20 protein-coding genes and 1 pseudogene are annotated in these 21,396 nt (G+C 42.4%); 12 read left to right on the forward strand and 9 right to left on the reverse strand.

Annotated elements, in window-relative coordinates:
• Positions 1-2 precede the first annotated feature (2 nt).
• Positions 3-872 carry an NAD(P)-dependent oxidoreductase gene (locus tag AC2VE5_RS05545; RefSeq protein ID WP_486886778.1) on the forward strand — a complete coding sequence of 290 codons (870 nt, stop codon included), beginning with the start codon at positions 3-5 and terminating at the stop codon, positions 870-872.
• Here AC2VE5_RS05545 and psb34 read toward each other — a convergent pair.
• From psb34 to AC2VE5_RS05565, 4 genes and pseudogenes are all read right to left on the reverse strand, one after another.
• Positions 869-1,048, reverse strand: coding sequence for a photosystem II assembly protein Psb34 (psb34, locus tag AC2VE5_RS05550; RefSeq protein ID WP_486886779.1), 180 nt, complete (start codon positions 1,046-1,048; stop codon positions 869-871). The genes AC2VE5_RS05545 and psb34 overlap by 4 nt on opposite strands.
• 123 nt (positions 1,049-1,171) lie before the next feature.
• Positions 1,172-3,085: pseudogene (gene thiO, locus AC2VE5_RS05555) on the reverse strand (glycine oxidase ThiO).
• Between the two features lie 71 nt (positions 3,086-3,156).
• Entirely contained in the window at positions 3,157-3,861 is a 705-nt protein-coding gene (locus AC2VE5_RS05560) for a cytochrome b/b6 domain-containing protein (RefSeq protein WP_486886780.1), read from the reverse strand.
• A 210-nt stretch (positions 3,862-4,071) separates the two neighbouring features.
• Positions 4,072-4,410, reverse strand: coding sequence for a 2Fe-2S iron-sulfur cluster-binding protein (locus AC2VE5_RS05565; protein ID WP_486886781.1), 339 nt, complete (start codon positions 4,408-4,410; stop codon positions 4,072-4,074).
• A 50-nt stretch (positions 4,411-4,460) separates the two neighbouring features.
• Here AC2VE5_RS05565 and cimA point away from each other — a divergent pair, with 50 nt between their 5' ends.
• The 6 genes from cimA (at position 4,461) to AC2VE5_RS05595 (ending at position 9,523) form a co-directional block, all read left to right on the forward strand.
• Positions 4,461-6,059, forward strand: a complete 1,599-nt coding sequence (cimA, locus tag AC2VE5_RS05570) for a citramalate synthase (RefSeq protein WP_486886782.1) — start codon at positions 4,461-4,463, stop codon at positions 6,057-6,059.
• A gap of 74 nt (positions 6,060-6,133) precedes the next feature.
• Positions 6,134-6,640 carry a hypothetical protein gene (locus AC2VE5_RS05575; protein WP_486886783.1) on the forward strand — a complete coding sequence of 169 codons (507 nt, stop codon included), beginning with the start codon at positions 6,134-6,136 and terminating at the stop codon, positions 6,638-6,640.
• Between the two features lie 15 nt (positions 6,641-6,655).
• Positions 6,656-7,684, forward strand: a complete 1,029-nt coding sequence (gene ygfZ / locus AC2VE5_RS05580; protein ID WP_486886784.1) for a CAF17-like 4Fe-4S cluster assembly/insertion protein YgfZ — start codon at positions 6,656-6,658, stop codon at positions 7,682-7,684.
• A gap of 19 nt (positions 7,685-7,703) precedes the next feature.
• On the forward strand, positions 7,704-8,333 hold the full coding sequence (locus tag AC2VE5_RS05585) for a Uma2 family endonuclease (protein WP_486886785.1): 630 nt from the start codon (positions 7,704-7,706) through the stop codon (positions 8,331-8,333).
• An 80-nt stretch (positions 8,334-8,413) separates the two neighbouring features.
• Positions 8,414-8,728: a hypothetical protein gene (locus AC2VE5_RS05590; protein ID WP_486886786.1), complete on the forward strand. Its 315-nt coding sequence runs from the start codon at positions 8,414-8,416 to the stop codon at positions 8,726-8,728.
• 3 nt (positions 8,729-8,731) lie between these two features.
• Positions 8,732-9,523 (forward strand): tryptophan-rich sensory protein, encoded by a 792-nt coding sequence (locus AC2VE5_RS05595; RefSeq protein WP_486886787.1) that lies wholly within the window; start codon positions 8,732-8,734, stop codon positions 9,521-9,523.
• Here the strand turns inward: AC2VE5_RS05595 and AC2VE5_RS05600 are convergent.
• From AC2VE5_RS05600 to AC2VE5_RS05610, 3 genes are all read right to left on the reverse strand, one after another.
• Positions 9,520-11,064 carry an RluA family pseudouridine synthase gene (locus tag AC2VE5_RS05600; RefSeq protein ID WP_486886788.1) on the reverse strand — a complete coding sequence of 515 codons (1,545 nt, stop codon included), beginning with the start codon at positions 11,062-11,064 and terminating at the stop codon, positions 9,520-9,522. The genes AC2VE5_RS05595 and AC2VE5_RS05600 overlap by 4 nt on opposite strands.
• A 96-nt stretch (positions 11,065-11,160) precedes the next feature.
• Positions 11,161-11,790, reverse strand: a complete 630-nt coding sequence (locus AC2VE5_RS05605) for an FMN-binding negative transcriptional regulator (protein WP_486886789.1) — start codon at positions 11,788-11,790, stop codon at positions 11,161-11,163.
• Positions 11,791-11,959: 169 nt separating this feature from the next.
• Complete coding sequence (locus tag AC2VE5_RS05610; RefSeq protein WP_486886790.1) at positions 11,960-12,625, reverse strand: NADPH-dependent F420 reductase; 666 nt, start codon at positions 12,623-12,625, stop codon at positions 11,960-11,962.
• Positions 12,626-12,670: 45 nt separating this feature from the next.
• Between AC2VE5_RS05610 and AC2VE5_RS05615 the strand changes: the two genes are divergently transcribed.
• Entirely contained in the window at positions 12,671-13,315 is a 645-nt protein-coding gene (locus AC2VE5_RS05615; RefSeq protein ID WP_486886791.1) for a TetR/AcrR family transcriptional regulator, read from the forward strand.
• Between the two features lie 191 nt (positions 13,316-13,506).
• Here the strand turns inward: AC2VE5_RS05615 and AC2VE5_RS05620 are convergent, their stop codons facing one another.
• Entirely contained in the window at positions 13,507-14,241 is a 735-nt protein-coding gene (locus AC2VE5_RS05620; protein WP_486886792.1) for a DUF1995 family protein, read from the reverse strand.
• A gap of 8 nt (positions 14,242-14,249) precedes the next feature.
• Complete coding sequence (locus AC2VE5_RS05625; RefSeq protein WP_486886793.1) at positions 14,250-15,419, reverse strand: cysteine desulfurase family protein; 1,170 nt, start codon at positions 15,417-15,419, stop codon at positions 14,250-14,252.
• Between the two features lie 143 nt (positions 15,420-15,562).
• On the opposite strand from AC2VE5_RS05625, the gene AC2VE5_RS05630 reads away from it, so the two are divergent.
• The 4 genes from AC2VE5_RS05630 (at position 15,563) to AC2VE5_RS05645 (ending at position 21,357) form a co-directional block, all read left to right on the forward strand.
• Positions 15,563-16,939, forward strand: coding sequence for a phospholipase D-like domain-containing protein (locus tag AC2VE5_RS05630; protein WP_486886794.1), 1,377 nt, complete (start codon positions 15,563-15,565; stop codon positions 16,937-16,939).
• Positions 16,940-17,038: 99 nt separating this feature from the next.
• The gene (locus AC2VE5_RS05635; RefSeq protein WP_486886795.1) at positions 17,039-18,604 is read left to right on the forward strand and encodes an alkaline phosphatase D family protein; all 1,566 of its coding nucleotides are present in this window, start codon (positions 17,039-17,041) and stop codon (positions 18,602-18,604) included.
• A gap of 394 nt (positions 18,605-18,998) precedes the next feature.
• A complete protein-coding gene (locus AC2VE5_RS05640) occupies positions 18,999-20,057 on the forward strand; it encodes a glycosyltransferase family 4 protein (RefSeq protein WP_486886796.1) in 1,059 nt (352 codons plus the stop codon).
• Between the two features lie 598 nt (positions 20,058-20,655).
• Complete coding sequence (locus AC2VE5_RS05645) at positions 20,656-21,357, forward strand: Mo-dependent nitrogenase C-terminal domain-containing protein (RefSeq protein WP_486886797.1); 702 nt, start codon at positions 20,656-20,658, stop codon at positions 21,355-21,357.
• Positions 21,358-21,396 lie beyond the last annotated feature (39 nt).

Consider the following 21,396-nt stretch of genomic DNA (forward strand, 5'->3'; position numbering starts at 1 on the left):
TTATGCAAGTAGGTTTCATCGGTACAGGGCTAATGGGGCTACCAATGGCTCAACGGCTCGTAGAGGCTGGGATTGGCTTAGTAGCATACAACCGCACTCCAGAAAAGCTAGAACCTCTCCAGACGGCAGGTGTGAAGATTGCCCAGCAACCTACCCAAGTAATTACTGAGAGCGATTGCATTATTCTGATGCTTACTAATGCTTCAGCTATCCGCAGTTTGTTGTTGTCGGAGGATGCCAAGCAACATTTAGCCGGAAAGACTGTAATTCAAATGAGTACGATCGCATCAAAAGAAAGTATAGCGATCTCCAAGGAAGTTATAGCTGCTGGAGGCGACTACTTAGAAGCACCAGTTTTAGGTAGCATCCCTGAAGCACAATCTGGCAAGCTGATAGTTATGGTAGGCGGTACAGAGGCGCAATTTGAACGTCGGCAAGGTTTATTGCAAAACTTTGGCTCTGAACCTTTGCTAATTGGAGAAGTTGGAACCGCATCAGCGATAAAACTAGCTTTAAATCAGTTAATTGCTTCTCTCAGCATGGCTTTTGCTTTGAGTCTGGGGTTTGTAGAGCGTCAAGGTGCGGATGTAGACATTTTTATGCAAATTCTCCGTCAAAGCGCCTTGTATGCGCCTACCTTTGACAAGAAATTGCAGCGAATGCGCGATCGCGATTATTCTAATCCCAATTTCCCTACTAAGCACTTATTGAAAGATGCAGAGTTATTTATCAATGAAGCGGAAGGGTTGGGGATGAATATCAGCAGTATTGAAGGTGTGAAAAAAATATTGGAAATAGCGATAACTAGCGGGTTTGCAGATGCTGACTACTCATCACTATTTAATGCAATTGAGGGAGACAGTGCGAGTTAGCTGACGGAGGAGACAGAGTAAGCGACAAATACTAGACCACTAACTAAAGCTGCGGCAACTATGCCCAAAACGACATAGTTGCGCTTTTCTGCACCTGTAGGATCTTCTGCTTGATAAACTGTTGGCTCTTTAGCGAAGTTGTTTAGACGACCGCCGTCTTCTGTTGTGTATGGCATATTTTCTATCCTTTTGCTAGTTAATTTACCAATCGTAACATAAGGTTTGTAAACTAACTCACAAATTTTAAAAATAAATCTTTCATTACCCTCCAGCCCTTGCAAAGACTGGAGAGTTAATTATTAGCTAGTAATAGTGCCGCTTAGGGGAGAACTTGCGATCGCGTAGTCTTTAATCGGGATACGTCCAGCTAGGTGCGCCATCCTTCCAGCTTGGGCTGCTAAACTCATGGCACGAGCCATAATTGGGGCATTTTGGGCAAGAGCGATCGCGCTATTAATTAATAGCGCATCTGCGCCCATTTCCATCGCTTGTGCTGCCTCACTAGGCGTACCAATCCCAGCATCTACTACTACAGGTATGCCAGAGTTTTCGATAATTATTTCAATATTTGCCGCATTTTTCAAACCTTGCCCGGAACCAATGGGGGAAGCTAAAGGCATAACTGTTGCACAACCAACATTTTCTAAACGTTTAGCCAAAATTGGATCGGCATTAATATAAGGCAGTACGGCAAAGCCTTCTTTAACTAGCTTTTCGGCAGCTTCTAAAGTTCCAATCGGATCGGGTAGCAAGTATTTAGGGTCGGGTATTACTTCTAATTTGACAAAGTTATTATCTTCTTGTCCTAACAATTTCGCCATTTCTCGCCCCAGTCGGGCAACGCGGATCGCTTCCTCTGCCGTCTGACAGCCCGCCGTGTTGGGCAACATCCAGATTTTTGTCCAATCTAGAGCTTCTGCCAAGCCTTCGTGTCCTGGGGCTTTATTTTGTACTCTCCGCACGGCAACGGTGACAATTTGACAGCCGCTTTGAATAATGCTTTGTTGCATTTCTCCTATGGTGCGGTATTTGCCCGTACCCGTCATCAAACGCGATTGAAAGGTTTTACCTGCAATAGTTAGGGGACGATCTAAAAATTGTTCTAAAGGATGATTGAGTGTCTGCATTTTAAAGAAAGTCAAAGGGTAAAGGAAATATATTTAACTGCAAAACCGGGAATAGTGGAAATGTTCTAATAATGAAGAAGTTTGGTTATTTATGACATCTGCAATTAGATTAGCGGTTGCGGGAGCTAAAAGGATACCATTACGATGATGACCCGTGGCAAGAGTGAGATTAGCGTAAGGACTAGCACCAAGAATTGGCAATTCATCTGGGGTTGAGGGACGAAAACCCCACCAAAATTCCTCAATAGGATAATTCTGTAATTGGGGATAAAGATGGATAGCGTTTTGTAAAAGTAATTGCACGCCTGCGGGAGTGTTGTAAGGAGTAAAGCCCACATCTTCCATAGTCGCACCAATCAGAATCCTCCCATCCGTACGAGGTACTATATATACATCTGGCGCATATAAAACTTGTTTTAGAGGCAATTCTTTTTCTGTTACGCGCACCGACAGCATTTGTCCTTTTTTGGGGTGTACGGGTATGGGTAACAATTCCTGAGACCAAGCACCCGTTGCTAATACATAATGTTCGGCATGGATAAGCTCGTTATTTGCCGTGCAAATGCCTGTAACTTGATTTTGCTGATGAATAAAGTTTTTGACTGTTATGCCTTCTTGGATATTTACACCTAATGCAACGGCGGCGGCGCGGAGTGCCAATGTTAAAGCCCGATTGTCTACTTGTCCATCTTCGGGATACCACCAACCGCCAACTACATCAGAACTTAAATTAGGCTGCTGCTTAGAAATTGCTTGTTTATCCAACCACTGTGCATCATTTCTATCCGTTTGTTCGTAAACTGGGGCTAAGATTCCACAATTCCAATAGCCCGTACTTAAACCGCTAAGTTGCTCAATTTTGCTCGTCCAATCAGGATAAAGCTGCCGCGACAGCAAACATAAATCCAACATTGCGCCGGGGGGAATTTGTTCGGCAACGGGTGCCAACATTCCGGCGGCGGCATGACTTGCGCCAGCTTGGAAGTCGCGGACAAGTACAGTTACGTCTAGAAAACGCAATCTTAATTCAATAGCAGCCGCTAAACCAATTACTCCGCCACCAACAATCAAAACATCCGTTGTCATACCAAATTCTCCCATTCTCCCATCTCTAGCCTAGCGACTAATCTTTATTCCTTTTACTAATTGGTAAAAATTTAAAACTCCTTGAATAGCGGCACAATCCACGCAGCCACAATACATATCACCACAAATATTTCTAAGGCGGTGAATAAAGAAATAGATTTTAACCTTAATTGCGTACTCCATCGCCAAGACCACCACGCAGCAATATGAGTAGACCACAGGGCGGGGCTATCTTTGGCACGAAATCGCCAGTTTAGCATCGATAGCAGCAATGGCAGCCCTCCAACTTTGGTATTCATGAGGAGATGCAGGGCAATACAGACTACGATAATTATCCAGGAAATTAGGTGGGCGTAGTACCAAGGGCGATCTAGTTCTCCATTGGGCAACCATTTTTCGTCCATCATTTTGCCACTAAAGAGGGCAAAAGTGAGTGCCAAAATTACAACAGTGTTTGTAAACCGGTTTAAGGTGTACCACCAAATAGGTTTGCCAAACTGATTCAGCTTGGCTAAAAAATCGGGTTGGAGTAATCTTTTTTGTCCCCGATGAAAGCTGTATACAACAAACAAGGGAAAAACGAGCAAGGTATACAGTCCAAAAGTCCCGTGCAAACTTTCAATTTCGGTGTAGTCGGGAAGGGGAACTTTGCCCCAACGTCCATCAAAAGTGTTGTAAGTCCAGAAAGCTGTCAAAATTGCCGCAACTAGAAATAGACCTGTTAACCCATGCAAAATTCGGAGTAGAAAGGGTTGGTAAGGCTGGGAAAATTTCATAGGTTGGCACTTCATAGGGCAATAATAACAGTGCAAGTTACCAGGGCAATTAATTACACAAGCATTGCTATTGTAGTGACTAGCGTCATTGTTAAGTAATGTGCGAGATTACCTGGGCGATCGCTTAACTAAATTACTTCATCACTAATAATCCAAACATCCATCGTTATGCCGAATAATTCGCCCCTTTTCCCATCTCTAGCCTAGCGACTAATCTTTCGCCTTCCAAACAACTTTTTCTCCTTGTCCCCAAAAACCATCAAATTTTGTCACGCTGACATCCCCTAAAACCTTAGTTTGACAAGCCAAGCGGAGATTTTTGGATGAAGAATGCGGGGGAAGGCTGCGCCGAGTTTTGCCAAGCCAAGTTACTTCAGAAACTTCTCCTACCATCATGACAGCACAAGTACCACAAGTGCCAAGCCCGTGACAATTGATTACCGAGGCATTGCCATTGTAGAGATTGATATCATTATTGAGTAATACTTGGCGGAGATTGTCTCCACTACTGCAAACTAGAACTTTACCCTGGGCAAAAACTTGGGGCATATTATTTTGTACTTTTATTTTTGAGCTTCTCCTTAGTCTAATTGGCATTTATGACAACACAGCTTTGGATTTATGACACCACGTTACGGGATGGAACCCAAAGAGAAGGAATATCTGTATCTATAGAAGACAAACTCCGCATCGCCAGACAACTAGACGGGTTGGGAGTACCTTTTATTGAAGGGGGATGGCCAGGGGCAAATCCTAAAGATGTGCAATTTTTCTGGCAGCTTCAAGAAGAACCTTTAATTCAGGCGGAAATAGTAGCTTTTTGTTCTACCCGTCGCCCGAATATATCGGCGGCAGAAGATCCGATGCTGCAAGCGATTCTAGCGGCGGGAACTCGCTGGGTAACTATTTTTGGTAAATCTTGGGATTTGCACGTTACAGAGGGTTTAAAAACTAGCTTAGAAGAAAATCTAGAGATGATCCGCGATACGATCGCCTATTTGCAATTATCGGGGCGACGGGTAATTTACGATGCCGAACACTGGTTTGATGGCTATAAGCAAAATAAAGATTACGCCCTGAAAACCTTATTAACCGCCGTTGCTGCGGGGGCGGAGTGGGTGGCTTTGTGCGATACCAATGGCGGTACTTTACCCCACGAAATTAGTCAAATTGTCCGCGATGTCAGGCTTGCTTTGCCGCCAAATACTCAAATTGGCATACATACCCACAATGATGCCGATACCGCCGTTGCCAATGCGATCGCGGCGGTACTTGAAGGCGCAACAATGGTACAAGGAACAATTAATGGTTATGGCGAACGTTGTGGCAATGCCAATCTCTGCTCAGTAATTCCCAATTTGCAATTAAAGTTAGGCTACAACTGCCTTCCAGACGACCAACTTACCCAGCTTACGCAAGCGAGTAGATTTATTAGCGAAGTTGTAAACCTTGCGCCCAACGAACACGCAGCTTTTGTTGGGCGTTCAGCTTTTGCTCATAAAGGCGGGATTCACGTCTCGGCGGTAGAAAAAAATTCTTTAACTTACGAACATATTGAACCAGAAAAAATTGGTAATAATCGCCGCATAGTTATTTCCGAACAAGCAGGACTTAGTAACGTTTTAGCAAAAGCGCGGACTTTTGGGATTGAATTAGATAAAAATAACCCCGCCGCTAAACAAATATTGCGCCACTTGAAGGAATTAGAAAGCCAAGGCTATCAATTTGAAGCGGCGGAGGCAAGTTTTGAATTGCTAATGCGGGAAGCCTTGGGCAAACGCCAGCATTTATTTACGATTAAAGGCTTTCAAGTCCACTGCGATTTATCCCAAGACGTGGATAGTTGCAATAGCAGCGCGCTGGCAACAGTAAAACTAGCTGTAAACGGTCAAGATATTTTAGAAGCTGCCGAAGGCAATGGACCTGTTGCAGCGCTAGATGCGGCATTACGCAAAGCATTAGTCAATTTTTATCCCCAGGTTGCCAACTTTGAATTAACAGATTATAAAGTCCGTATTTTGGACGAATATAGCGGAACCGCCGCCAATACACGGGTACTTGTAGAATGGCGCAGCGACTTTCAACGCTGGACTACAGTAGGTGTATCAACTAATATTCTTAATGCTTCTTATCAAGCCGTAGTTGAAGGGTTGGAATACGGTTTATTATTGCCATCGGCAGTAATAAACTTCCATTGAAGCAAAAGCGCGATCACATTTATTTCAACACCATTTTTGACCTTGTAGCCACAACTCCCAAAAAGTAATTATTCATGCCGCCGAAATTTGCTGATAACATCGCATGGCAGCAGGCAGAATTAATCATGCAGCCTGCTTTTATTCGCATTCTCGATTGCATCCGCAAGCACCTCGATACCAGTGCTTGGAAGGGAACCTATGAAAATGTGCTAATTTGGCAGCCAGGAACTACCGAAGAAACAAAAGCTGAAGTGGCTAATTTAGTCCAACAACTAGAATCGGCGCAAAGCGAACAAGTAGACCAAATCGAACAAGCTTTGATGAAACTGCCATCGCCTACACCGGGCTATCATTTATGTTTGCAGCATGAAGGATTGGAAACTGTCAAAGTCGATCTTTGGGAACTATGCTATCAAGTTTGTTTTCACAACTATAGTTCTTTGCTTGCCGAGTCGCCCAATTATATCGTGGCAATTGACACTAGCTTAATTGATGAAACAGGCGATGTCGATTGGCAACTATTGGATGAAAAAGCCGCTCATTTAATCGATCGCGTATTTGCCGAGTTGCCCACTATTTAAAACATTCAAAAACTTATGATTCAACATTTACAAGACATCCAGGCAGCAGCAGGGGCAACGTTTGATTCTAGTATCCCCGTAAGTTTTGGTAACGATTTGGAGGCGCTAGCAGCAGTGCAAAATGGGGTAGCTTTATGCGATCGCACTCATTGGGGATTAATTAAAGTTACAGGTGGCGATCGCATCCGTTTTTTACACAACCAAAGTACCAACAATTTTGAGCGTCTAAAACCGGGAGAAGGTTGCGATACGGTTTTTGTGACTTCTACCGCGCGGACAATCGATTTAGCTACAGCTTATATTACCGATGATTCGGTACTACTAATAACGTCACCCAATCGCTGCAAATATTTGCTCGAATGGTTAGATCGCTATATCTTTTTTGCCGACAAGGTGGAATTAATAGATGTCACCGATAAAACAGCAATATTTAGCTTAATTGGCACACAAAGCGATAATATACTTGCAAACCTAGGTTTAGACGCAATTATTGGGCAACCATTAGCCAATCATCAGTTAATCAACGATATACGGATAGCAGTAGGAAGTGGGCTTGCAACTCCTGGATATACTTTAATCGTTCCTGCCGAAAATGCTGCTAATGTATGGAAAATGCTGGTAGAAGAAGGTGCTGTACCAATGGGCGACTTCCTTTGGGAACAACTAAGAATCCAGCAAGGTCGTCCAGTACCAGACAAAGAACTAACTGACGATTACAATCCTTTAGAAGCAGGCTTATTACAGACAATATCTTTTGATAAAGGCTGCTATATCGGACAAGAAACGATCGCGCGATTAAATACTTACAAAGGCGTAAAACAATCTTTGTGGGGTATCAATCTCAACGCTCCCGCCGAGGTAGGTAGTGCGATTATGGTAGGAGAGGAGAAAGTCGGAAAACTTACAAGTATTGTAGAGAGCGATCGCGGATATTCTGGCTTAGGCTATATTCGGACTAAAGCGGGTGGTGCGGGTTTAAAAGTCCAAATAGGCGAAACGACAGGCGAAGTAGTGGAAGTACCATTTTTAAGTCGCGTCCAATAATACCTGTAAAGGCGAACCAATGAGCGTAACTATTCCCATCCAAGCTATTGAACTTAGTCCTGGTAGCCACATTAGCATCCATAACTTGTCTTGGCAGGAATTTGAAACTATCTTGACTAATTTGGGAGAAAAACGCAATACGCGTGTGGCTTACTACCAAGGCACTTTAGATATTATGTCTCCGTTAGCAATTCACGAAAGACCGCATAGAATTATCGCTTACATAGTTACAGCAATTTTAGATTCCCAGGGGCGCGATTGGGATGACTTTGGTTCAACTACTTTTAAACGTCCAGAAATTGCCGGGGTGGAACCTGATACTTGTTTTTACATCCAAAATGTTAATCGCGTCCAAGGATGTACGAATATGAATCTATCTATCTATCCACCGCCTGATTTAGCGATTGAGGCTGACGTAACTTCAAAAACTACCTTAAATGCTTACATCGCTATCGGTGTTCCTGAAGTGTGGATTTACAAAGATGGGCAACTTACGATTAATATTCTTAGCGAGAATAGCTATGTTCAATCCTCTAGTAGCCTTGTTTTTCCCGATTTACCTATAACTCAACTTATTTCTCAACTGGTACTTAAAGCGATTGATGAAGGAACAAGTAAAATGTTGCGAGATTTGAAAGCCGAACTATGAGGATTATGATGTGCGATCGCGCAAACGATTCCCCTTAATAAGGAAGAAAAGAGCTTTCTGGTTATGGTTAAATTACATTCATGTCTGAACAAGTTGAAAAGAGCGATTTAGATATAGCAACAATTGACAATGATGCAAAGCAACCTATCAAAAAAGGCAAATTAGCCGATCCGCGTAGCACTTCAGAAAGAGCAAAAGCATGGATTGTCAAAGGTTTAGTAATTATTTTTGGTAGTACGATTTCTTGTTGTTTTGCCCTAGTTGTAATCGAAATTATCTTTCAGTGCGGTAATGCAGACGATTGGAAAGATATAGTAACTTTGATATTAGTTGCAGAAACAGGGATTGTGGGGACTGTTATCGGCTTCTATTTTGGCGAAGGCTCAAAATCTTAGATTATGAAAGCATCTACAACAAAATCTAATTCGGGAATGGGGCTTGCGATCGCAACTCTATTCGCTATTTTGGCTACTTTAACTGTAAATGTCTTCTCGAATTTCTTTCCCCCTAGAGGCGCAAATATTGGCAGAATTTCCAACACTATTCTTCAGGGAGTGCAGGTTACTCCAGCAAATTATGCTTTTGCGATTTGGGGCTTAATTTATATAGGATTAATTGCTTATGGCATTTACCAACTTCGTCCCTCGCAGCGCCGAGATCCGACAATCCAGCGCGCTGATATCTTGCTCATTGTTGCTTGCGCGGCTCAAATAGTTTGGGTATATCTATTTACGATGAGCTTATTTTGGCTTTCTGTCGTTGCAATGCTTGTAATTCTCTTAGCTTTAATTGGCGCATACTTGCAGTTGGGAGTAGGAAAAGTTAGAGTATTACGCGATCGCAAATGGCTTGCACATATACCTTTTAGTGTTTATTTAGGCTGGATTTCTGTAGCGACAATTGTCAACATTGCCTCTGCTCTCTATATTTCTAACTGGAATGGTTGGGGTATTAATGCAACTAATTGGACTGCGATCATGTTAGTAGTAGCTACAGCAATCGGTGCAATTGTGGCGATTCAAAGAGCCGATATAGCCTTTACCTGTGTATTTATTTGGGCATATATAGCGATCGCAATTCGTCATTTAGATAATCAGACAATCTTGATTACCGCCGTAGCAAGTGCGATCGTCTTAGGGGTTTTATTAGTATTTGGCATAAGTAAAACCGTTAAATCTATCGCCGACTAGAAGGGAGTTTCAGTTTGCAAACAAATCATCTCTTTTGATTGGGGATGCTCAAAGCAAAGCTCTCTAGCGTGTAAATGCAAGCGATTTACTTTAGCTTGGCAACCATATAATACATCGCCTAATATTGGTGTGCCCAAACCTTGCCTATCCGCAGAATGGACGCGGAGTTGATGACTGCGCCCAGTTAAAGGCAAAAACTCCATCCGAGTATATCTGTTAGTAGTAGATAGAGTTTTGTATTGAGTTGTGCTTTGTTTACCTTGCAACCAATTGACTTTTTGGTAAGGGCGATTTGTTGGATCTCCCCAAAGCGGTAAATTAATTGTGCCACTCGCACTGTTTACAACGCCTGCAAGTATTGCTTCGTAGACTTTACGGACTTTTCGTTGTTGAAACTGGATGCTTAAATGACGGTGAGTTAAGCGATCGCGTGCTAGTAAAAGAATACCCGACGTTTCATAATCCAAACGATGCACCGTAGCAAGCCCCAAACGCCCAGCAACGCTATCTTGCAAGGTGCTGTAACGCCCCGGTACAGATAGCAATTTTGGCGGCTTATTGACGGCAATTAGCCATTCATCCTCATACAAAATAGTTAGCGGCGTATCATTGACAGCTATAGTATGTTGCGGCAAACCCGATAATAAAAAGCCCATTAAAGGCTGACAGCGCTCCGCACAAGCACCGTAGAATTGCCCTTGTACTTTATCCGTTGAGGAAGAACCCCACCAAAACTCTGCCATTGTCAAGGGTTTAAGCCCAATAGTTGCCGCATAGTGGAGTAATTTAGGCGCGCAGCATTCCCCTGTCCCCGTAGGGATACCTCTGGGCATTAAATCCGTTAGCGGTAAAGATTCCCCAGCAAAATTAGTTAACCAAAAATTCTCGTGCATCTGGGTTTGAAGCTGACGAGATAAGGCTTTGCGCCGTTGTTTTAATTCGCGGATTTGGACTTGCGAAGCCTCAATTTGAGCTTTGAGTGGCTGTAATACGGCATCTCGTTCGTGTTTAAACAGTTTGCGTTCAATCCCATCTTGGCGGCTTTGTTCGTTTAGTTGTTCCAAAGCTTCAAAATCGAGCATTTGGCGTTGCTGTTGACGATCTTGCTTGCGTTGGTTGTGCAGTAAAGTAAGTTCGTGTGACTTTCTTGCAAATTCTTGCGCTAATAGCTCATATTCTTGGGCGATGGGAAGAAGTTGTAAAGCAATTATTTCTTGCTTCAATGATTCTAATTTAGCTAGAGTACAGGCTTCTTCTAAAGCAATGCGATCGCGTCCAGGAATGGGTGGAACCCAGCCTTCCACCGTACTATTGCCCTGCAAAAGCCCAGAAAAAGCTTTAATTACTTGCTGTTGCCCAGACTTAGTTTCGCCTAAAAGTACGCCATACATTTTACCTTCACGGGAATAGATTTCATCACTAGCAAGGTGTTGCGTCAATTCGCCAGCAATAGCTTCTACTAAGGGAGTGCGAGGTAATTTGAGCAATTCGCCACTTCGGGGGCAAAAACCCTCATACCAATAGCTAGCAGTTGAATTCATCGTTGGCAATTTAATTAGATTCAAACTCAACTGTTTATCTTTGCTACGTCACGGTTAAAAGTAGAGATTCTAAGAAATAGCATTGCTACAACAATATTATTCATTCGCTTCAATGTGCTGTTTCATCTCTACACCAATAGCATGAGTAGCCGGATCAGAGCTTTGTAGCAGTGTGTTTGAAATATTTTGCTGTTCAATTTGGCTTCGGTTTTGACTGAGTTTATACTTACCTTCTAAACGAGAAACAATCATCTCAAATCCAACAATGCCATTCATCATCCCATCACGAAATCCATCAGATAAACCGTGCCAATGCGATTTGTAGTCAGTTTCGTAGGTGTCTATCATTGCGTCGATCATCTTGTTCATTAATTCGGGTGAATCATTGAGCATGATGATTTTGGGAACACCATACGCATGAACAGCAATATAATTCCACGTTGGTACGCTTTCGTGTTTTTCATACAAAGTAGGAGAAATGTAAGCGTGCGCTCCCGTGAAAATAGCTAGTGACTCAGACGATTCAAAGGCTTGCCATTGAGAATTTTGCTTTGCAAGATGACCGATTAACTTAATGACATCTCCTTGTACTGCGATAACCAGAGGGATATGTGAAGCACAAGGCACACCATCTGCAATTGATACTAGAGTAGCAAAACTGTTTGCTCTGATAAAAGCAGTCAGTTTGTCAATGTTGTCTTCTTGAAAAGCAGTTGGTCTGTACATAGAGATTCAGTTTTATGTCAGTCTCCTGGATATGATAATTCATATTAAAACTCCTCGTTATGTTATTTCCCTTTTAGTAAACTTGTAGTCCACTTGCAATATTTATTGCGTGAGGAACATACTTAACTTGAAATAGAAAATTAGATTTTTCCAGATGGCTTAATTGAGATTAGAAGCCTGCCGTCCGCCAAGACGCTCTTGTTGAGTTGCTGGAAGCGTTTTCACAGAGATTGTAAGGACTTTGCATTTGACCAATTGCTAGGAGACGGAGGAAGTTACCCACCCCTTCAATTAGGCGGGAGTTTCTCAAACCACCGCAGTTAACTGGCACAAATCCAATTTCTTCAGCTAGGGTCATTACAACTTGTCTTGCCTGTTCGTCGTCACTGGCAACAAAAACGGAAACGCCATAGTCTTTGAGCGGTGTCGGCGCAAGTTCAAAAACTTCCTGTGCCATTGTGTTGAAAGCTTTCACTACACGAGCATTAGGAACTTCTGCTGCTAGTTTTTCTGCTAAAGATTGCACAATCGGCGGATAAGCAAATCCTTCTGGAATATCAAAGTTATTGCAGTCAATCACAATTTTTCCATCCAACATTTCGACTTGCGTCAAAACCTCTGCTGGATTTACCCCTCGCACGGTGTATAACAGCACTTGGGCAAACGCAACCGCTTCATCGTTAGTTCCTCCTTGGGTGTTTTGTCCAGCAATGTCTGCTACATCTTTCCCTTTTTTAGCAGTACGACCACCGAAAAATACCTCATGTCCTTGTTCTGCCCACAAGATACCGAGCGAACGACCCATGTTACCACTACCGATAATTCCGATTTTCATAATTTATAGAACTCTTGGAAGTTGTAAAACAGACAGGTCTGTACTATGTCAATAGAACTTAGCGATCGCAGTACAAGCAAAAAATTAATGAACAAAGGCGTGAAATCGAAGGCAGTAAGCGACACACCTAAGAAGTCATTACGCGACCAAATTTTAAAAGTTGCAGACGAGTTGTTCTACCAAGACGGAATTCATGTCACGGGAATCGATAGCATTATTGCTAAATCTGGTGTGGCGAAAACTACACTGTATCGGTACTTTCCGTCTAAGGACGATTTAATAGTGGCATATTTACAAGACCGAAACCGACGCTTTTGGGAATGTATTGAGGCAGCGATAAATCAAACTTCAGATGACCCGAAAGCAAAACTATTGGTAATCTTTGAGTGGTTAGAAGACTTGATAGCACAACCAGATTGTTATGGTTGCCCATTTTTAATTACCATCACAGAGTTTCCATCATTAGATTATCCCGGTCATCAGGTAGCTATAACCCATAAAAATCAGATGCGCGCTCTATTTATCGAATTAGCGGAGCAAGCAAAAGCCGCAAAGCCTAAAGAACTAGGCGCACACTTATTAATGCTGCTTGATGGAGCGTTTGTAGAACGACGGCTGTATGGACACAATGAATTTAGAATTGGTTTGACAACAGCCGCAAATATTTTGATTGACAGCCAATTAAAGTAATGTTGATGAGCCGTTGTTACTGACTTTAGACTCCCTCAACGGTTAGTAGAGAAACCGCTTTTGCACTTGAATATTTTTGTAGCAAAGATTTCTTGCAGTCTTTGGTATTACTAACGTTCCGTTTCAGTTAGCTTTCTACTAAGGCTAATGTCTAGTCAGAAGATTATGAAAAATACCCTTTAACACCAAAACTAACGGCTTAGAGCTTTCATAAACCTCTGCATACCAGCAAAAATACTCAACTTTTTAGGCTTTGGCGCATCCTCGGTTGAAGTAGCAGTTTCTCCCGCGAAAATTAGGTCGAGATCGTCGCCTACGGGTTTATTGGGCAATTCCTTAATTAGCTCGTAGCCATTAGTTGTTTCGCGCCAAACTTGCCACAATCCGGGGTAGCAACGAAATAAAGTTCCTTCCTCTAAAGGGCGTAAGTAGTAGCACGATTGAATATTTTTCAAAAAGCGATCGCGCAATTGCCTTCCCGCGTACCCAATCCCTACTATTGACACATCTTCAAGTCGAGGATTGAGCAATACAACTGGGCGATGTTCGCCTAAAGCATTACACAACTTTTCTATTTGTAAAACTTCCTGGGCTGTAGGCGCAATACATAAAATCGCCTCATCTTCGGGCTGAATTTGCTCCTCCACCGACACTCTTTTGGTACTAATATCTAATAGCTCAAAAGGGACATCACCCCAGTCCCGACGCGCCAAAGCTGCCGCTCCAGCATCGGGAAAAAATACTTTGTTAAAGTTATGAGTATTGCCCTCCTCTGTACTCAAAAAGCGCTCCGCCACAGGCATAGGATTGAGTTCGGGTAACAAAATCTCTACTTGCAGCCGATTGTTACCGTCTGTAATGGCGGCTTGGGTAGCAATGCGAGCTTGATCGATGGCTTCGTTAAGAGTTTTAGGTAGTTCTGACATTTTTTAAATTAATAACTTACAGCAAATTTTACTGGGTTCAAGCGTTGTAATACTTGTTTAAGTACCATTGCAGTCCAATCGATATCGGCGGAAGTAGTTTCGCGTCCCAAAGTTAGGCGAATACCGGATCTAGCAACTGTTTCCGAAAACCCCATTGCCAAAAGTACGGGACTTGGGGAAAGTTTACCACTATGACAAGCCGCCCCCGCACTAATAGCGATTCCTGCCAAATTTAGCTGGCGAACGATAGTTTTGCCTGTAATCTTTTCGCCGTCGGCAGTAGCCAAATAAAAACTAACATGATGGGGCAAGCGAGAACAGCGATCACCTGTAGGAATTAAACTAGGCGTATCTGCCAAAACATCAAACAACTGTTCCCTTAAAGCAATCAAACGCGCGGTTTCTATAGGCATTTCTTGCGCTGCTAACTGGGAAGCGATGCCAAAAGATGCGATCGCAGGTAATGGCTGAGTTCCCGATCGCAACTTCAATTCTTGTCCGCCACCACACAATAAAGGCAATAGATTCACCCCTGGACGGACGTACAGCGCCCCCGCACCTTGAGAACCATACAGTTTATGGCTAGAAAGGGAAAGTAAGTCTACGGGCAGTTTTTGTACGTCTAGAGGCAACCGTCCCGCTACTTGTACGGCATCAGTATGAAATAAAGCGCCATGATTTCGCGCAATATTGCCTAAAGTTTCAATCGGTTGAATTGTCCCGACTTCGCTTTGTCCGTAAATAACCGAAACTAATACAGTATTTGGTTGCAAAGCTGCTTGTAAGTCTAAAGGATTGACTCGCCCTGTAGCATCTACAGGCAAATAAGTTACATCCCAACCCCACTGTTGCAACAGTTTGGCTGGTTCAGTAATAGCGGAATGTTCTACGCTAGAAATAATTAAGTGTTGGGGTGTAGTATAGTTACGAGCAACACCCATAATTGCCAAATTATCCGCTTCTGTACCGCCGGACGTAAAGATAATTGATTCGGAATTAGGCGCATTTAGTAAAGCAGCTACTTGCATCCTAGCTTGTTCTAATACCGTTGCCGCCCGTCCTCCCCACTCATGCAAGCTAGAAGGATTTCCCCACAAAGAAGTACCCATCTGTTGCATCGCTGCGATCGCTTCAGTGCGTGGTGGTGTGGTAGCGCTGTAGTCTAGATAAATTTGCATGAGTTATCAATCAATTCATTTGCTAGGAAGGAATCGTATTTCTTTTTTCTTTATCCACTGTAAAGCGCTGCTAAGAAAATAAACAGTTTTAGCAAGTGCGAGGAGTTTTTGGGAAGTATAACTTTATCTGCTAAATCAATTCTATGAATTTTAGACAGCATTTTTGTTATATATTTCTTCCCTTCTTGCTTACTGCGTGTCAAGGAGTACATTCCCAGCAGCATCGAAGTCCATTACCGCAAGACTCTTTAGTGCAGGTGTACTTCAATCATACCGAGTCTTCTCAGTACCAAGAACCCTTACGCCAGCAGCAAAGAAATGGCGACAATTTAGAACAGCACATTATCGAGGCAATTTCTGCAAGTAAATCTAGCGTAGACGTAGCAGTGCAAGAGTTGCGGTTGCCTAAAATTGCTCAAGCGCTAGTAGAAAGACAAAAAGCTGGGGTAAAAGTTCGGGTAATTTTGGAAAATACTTACAATCACTCTTTGAGCGAGTTAGAGAGAGGAAAATCAGCCAGAGACGCAGCGAAATACGACGAATTACGTCAACTAAGTGACCTAAATCATGACGGTCAACTAAGTATTGAAGAAATCCAACAAGGGGATGCCGTCTCAATTATTAGGAGTGCCAAAGTACCTGTAGTTGATGATACGGCAGATGGTTCCAAAGGTAGCGATTTGATGCACCACAAATTTATCGTTGTGGACGATCGCATAATAATTGTAACTTCAGCTAATTTTACCAGTAGCGATATCCACGGGGACATCACAAACCCTTACAGTACAGGCAATGCCAATAACTTAGTACAAATTGATAGCCCCCAATTAGCCGCCTTATTTACTCAAGAATTTAACTTCATGGGGGGTGAAAAAAGCGATCGCTCTTTTGGTTTAAAAAAGCCTTTTCGTCCCGCCCAGCAAGTCCAAGTAGGTAATACAAAGATTGACGTGCAGTTTTCGCCTATGTCCCCAACAAAACCATGGAGTCAAAGCACTAACGGCTTAATTGCTAAAACTATCAGTACCTCTAACCAATCGGTAGATTTAGCCTTATTTGTATTTTCCGATCAAACTATTGCGAATACTTTAGAGCAACAAAGCCGCCATAATGTCCAAATTCGCGCCGTAATCGACCCAGATTTCATCTATCGCCCTTACAGCGAAGCCTTAGACATGATGGGAGTTAGCCTCAGCAATAAGTGTAAATACGAAGCAAATAATCATCCTTGGCTTAATCCTATTACGACTGTAGGCGTACCCCAATTGCTCAAAGGCGACTTATTGCATCATAAGTTTGCAGTAATAGACAAAAGTGCGGTAATTACTGGCTCTCACAACTGGTCGGAAGCAGCTAATAGTAGCAATGATGAAGCTCTATTAGTCATCCATAGTCCCACTGTTGCAGCGCATTACCAGCAAGAATTTGAGCGGCTTTATACTGATGTTCAACTAGGTATACCAGAGCGCGTACAGCAGAAAATTCAAAAAGCACAAAAACAATGTGCAGAAATTAATTAGCTAATAAAACTGTTGCTGCTTTACTTGTTAACCAAGGCTTTATCAGGAGTTTACAAACAGACTTTAAACTAACTGCAAAACTTATCAAACTTTTTGTTTATGTCCCGTAAATTGACAAGGCGTTCATTTTTAGCATTCAGCGCTACCAGCACTGGTGTTATTTTGACCCACAAATTGTTGCTTCCCCAATCTGCCCAAGCAACTACTGGCAACATTAGTATTCAATCTGGAGATGTGACAGCCAATAGCGCCATAATTTGGGGGCGGGGCGATCGCGATGCTCGTTTAGTTGTAGATTATTCCCAATCTCCTAACTTCCGAGGGCGAGTTGCTAGTGCCGTAGGTACAAAAATCAGCGCTGAAACTGATTACACTGGCACTGTCGAATTAGCTGGCTTGCGCCCAAGTACAACTTATTACTACGGGGTTCGCTTTGTTCAAGGGAGAAGAACCCACTTCAATAACTCGCTCCAAGGCTTAGTTGGTCGCTTTCGTACCGCACCAGCAAGCTTTCAAGCGCGTCCTGTTCGCTTTGTGTGGGCGGCGGATATGGCAGGACAAGGTTGGGGGCGCAATCCCAATTTAGAAATTACTGCCTTTGATGGCGAACAAATTAAAGGCGGATACGTCATTTTTGACGTGATGCGGAAGCTGCGCCCAGATTTTGCTTTGTTCTCTGGCGATATGATTTACGCTGATAATGCTATTCCTCCTACTAAAGAAATTCCCGCTAGTGTAGGCGGTGGAACTTGGGTAAACGAACCAACCAAAGACTTTGTAGCCATAACCTTAGATGAATTTCGAGAAAACTGGAAATACAACTTAGGCGATGAAAAATTTGCCCGTTTCCTTGCCGAAACTCCTATTTACGTGCAGTGGGACGATCACGAAGTAACCAATAACTGGTATCCCAACGAAATTCTAACCGCATCGCCCTACAATGGCATCGCTGCCAGCACTCTAGCCCAACGCGCCAGACAAGCATTTTTTGAATACAACCCGATTCGCGGTGCAGAAATTTTCCGCAACTACAACTACGGCAAACACTTGGAGCTATTTTTACTAGATGAGCGATCGTTTCGCGGCGATAATGACAAAAATACTGAGCCAAGCTTAGAAATGCTCGGTCAAGAGCAGTTAAAGTGGGTCAAGCAAAAATTAAAAGCTTCGCGGGCAACTTGGAAGGTAATTGCTTCCGACGATCCTTTGTCAATTGTTACGGGCGGCGCGGGAGATTACGATGCTTGGAGTCAAAATGATAGCCGCGTATTAGGTAGAGAAGCTCAACTTGCGGAGTTGCTCAAATTTATCAAAGACCAAAAGATTAAAAATGTGGTTTGGATTACGGCAGATGTACATTTTCCCGCCGCTATTTCCTACGAACCCAGCCGCGCTACATTTCAAGATTTCGATCCTTTTTGGGAATTTGTAATTGGACCTATTCATGCGGGTGCCTTTGGTCCATCAGGGGACTTACCGCTAGATCCTAGTTTTGGTGCTAAGTATGAATTTAGTGTATTTCCTAGCGTTGCCAACTTACCACCACCCAATAATCAGTTTTTTGGCTCTATTGATATTGATGCTCGAACTGCGAGTTTTAGTGCCAGCATTCACGACATTACTGGAAAAGTAGTTTACAAAAAAGTCTTAAAGCCAATTTCATAACTTGGATTTAGGCTTTGGTTTATACCGAACCTAACTAAATTTCCAAGCCACCCTTGGGATTATCGGTATAAACCCATTCTTCATCTGAAATATTTAATAGAAATAACGACATCTATTTTATTAAAATGTTTTTTGTATAATACTTGGATTTGAAGTTGATTAAAATCAAAATGTAGTTTTACCCCTAACAAGTATAATTAGGAAGCCATCTAAAATTTAGTTGCCGTGCCAAGCTAATTAAACATATAAGGTTATCAAGGTTTTGAAATCTAAGAACTTGTAACACAATTAAATTTATTACACCTTCTAACTGACTAATCTAAAATAGTTGTAAAAAATAGAAAGTATATAATATTAATGAATATTATTAATGTTTCGTTAAATATTTGATAAATTGCTAGTTAACTTATCCTTTGTTAGTGCTAAACCGACAGGCATAAGCACTTATGCTATTAATCTAATTCCTCATCTCCAAAAACTGCAACCAACATTACTTAGTCCGCGAAAAATAGACGATCGCGATTGTTATCTAATTCCAGCAAATTTGACTCCAGATTCGGGTAGTAAGGGGCATTTGCGTCGATTGTGGTGGACTCAACAACAATTACCAAAAATATATAAGCAAAAGACTTCGCATCTATTATTCTCTCCTGTCCCCGAAGCACCGCTATTTACAGACTGTCGCTACATTGTCACCGTCCACGATTTGATACCTTTACGTTTTGCTAAATTCTCCCCCCTGACTGCTTACAGCCGCTATTATATCCCTCATGTTTTAAAGTCCGCTCAACATATTCTCTGCAACTCAAAAGCCACAGCAAAAGATATTACCCACTTTTTTGGTATCGATCCCCGCAAAATTACCCCAATACTCTTGGCACACGATGAAAGCAACTTTCGCTTTCTTAACTTACCCAAGTCTAACTACTTTGTTTACGTTGGCAGGCAAGATCCTTACAAAAACTTGCAGCGACTGATTGCTGCCTTTGCAGCGCTGCCAAATTACCATAAATACCAGTTATGGATAGTGGGCAATTCTGACCCACGTTATACCCCAGTAATTCAAGCGCTAATTGGCAAAATGGAATTGACCAATTACGTCAAATTTCTTGACTACGTTGATTATCGCCAATTACCCATAATTATTAATAGCGCGATCGCTCTTGTGTTTCCTAGCTTATGGGAAGGCTTTGGCTTTCCGGTTTTAGAAGCTATGGCTTGCGGTACGCCTGTAATTACGTCTAATCTTTCGTCATTACCTGAAGTCGCAGGCGAGGCGGCGGTACTTGTAAATCCTTACAGCGTCGAAGAAATTAGCCAAGCCATGGAAAAAATTGCTAACTCCGCCGATTTGCGATCGCAACTGTCTCAACTTGGTTTAATTAGATCTAGGGAATTTAGCTGGCAAAAAACTGGGCGTTCTACTGTAGAAGTTTTATCAAGCTACTTATAGCAGCCACTACACGGCGGCTTGTTGGCATTGATACAGCGCAATGTAGATTTTTCCTCACAAGGATTACCTGGTGCGATAATTACGCCTTTCTCCAGAATGGCAACTATCTCCAGAATAGCAACTAATTTAAACAAATCAGCTAACTTGGAGTACCTAACTTTTTCTGTTTACTTGCCTTAATAAAATATTAATAATTCTCTAATCCTCTATTGCTCCAGAACGAATAAGATAGTAAATTCTTAGACACCTACTAGGGAAACAGTTATATAAATATTACTTATTTAAACTGCGATGCTAGTCAGAAATCTACCTCTAAACTGACGCAAGAAAGTTAAAACTTTGGGCGATTGCTAAAAACAAGACAATTAAGGAGGTCGAAATTCCTGATCCTGCTTTAAACTTAGTGAGGGAACACAAATCCACACTTAAATAGTAGCGATTCTACCCCACGCACAACAGGTAACACCCAAAAAATCTAGTTAGGATCGAGGTAAGAAAAAATATATTTGACTAGCGTAATTTTACAAAACCTTTATCAAAAATCAGCCTTTTGGTTTTGTAGTTTACGTCAGTAATGAGGAAACAAGAGTTAGAATCAATGCGTCGAATTGTAAGGTGTGAGTGTGTAACGAGTGTCATGACTCCCTATAACAATGAGCAAACCTCAGCTTGGTTGCGTGGTCTGCTAACAATTGCCTGGGCAGACGGCAACTTTGATACTGAAGAACAAAAATTAATCACAGCTTTGGCGCTGGATGGCGATAATACCAGCCAATTAGAAGTTATAAAGCCAATTACAAGCACCGAACTCGCGGCGGCATTTAAGAGCGGTGATACCGCCGCCGCCGAGAATTTTTTACGCACCGCCGTAATGGTAGCGATCGCGGATGGTGTATATTCCGTCTGTGAAGCTAACCTTTTGCATGAATTTTGCCAAGCTTTAGGACTGTCAGAAACCGCCCTAGACAGCTTGAAACCTACCCTGTATGACGACCAAGAAGAAGGCATGATCCCCAACTTTTATTTATTTACTCAAATTGATAGCCATGCCTTGCGCCCTATCCGCAACTGGCTTGACGAACTAAAAATTCATGATCCCAAAGTGGCACGGTTTTTGTGCAAAATGATTCCCGCTCAATGCCCTTTCGAGCGCGATGTCAAGTTATTTGGACGCAAGATCGTTCATATTCCGCCAATGTGCAAAATTAACCCAGTGTACGAGCAACTGGTAGGTTTGCGCTTCCGTGCCTTATCGTACTTAGCCGATGAATGTCATGAAGATATCTCAAATTATTGTTAGCATTTAAGCCTTAGCATGGAGTAACAAGAGCTTAGTAGA

This window comes from Aliterella sp. E5.1 (genome assembly GCF_057473825.1).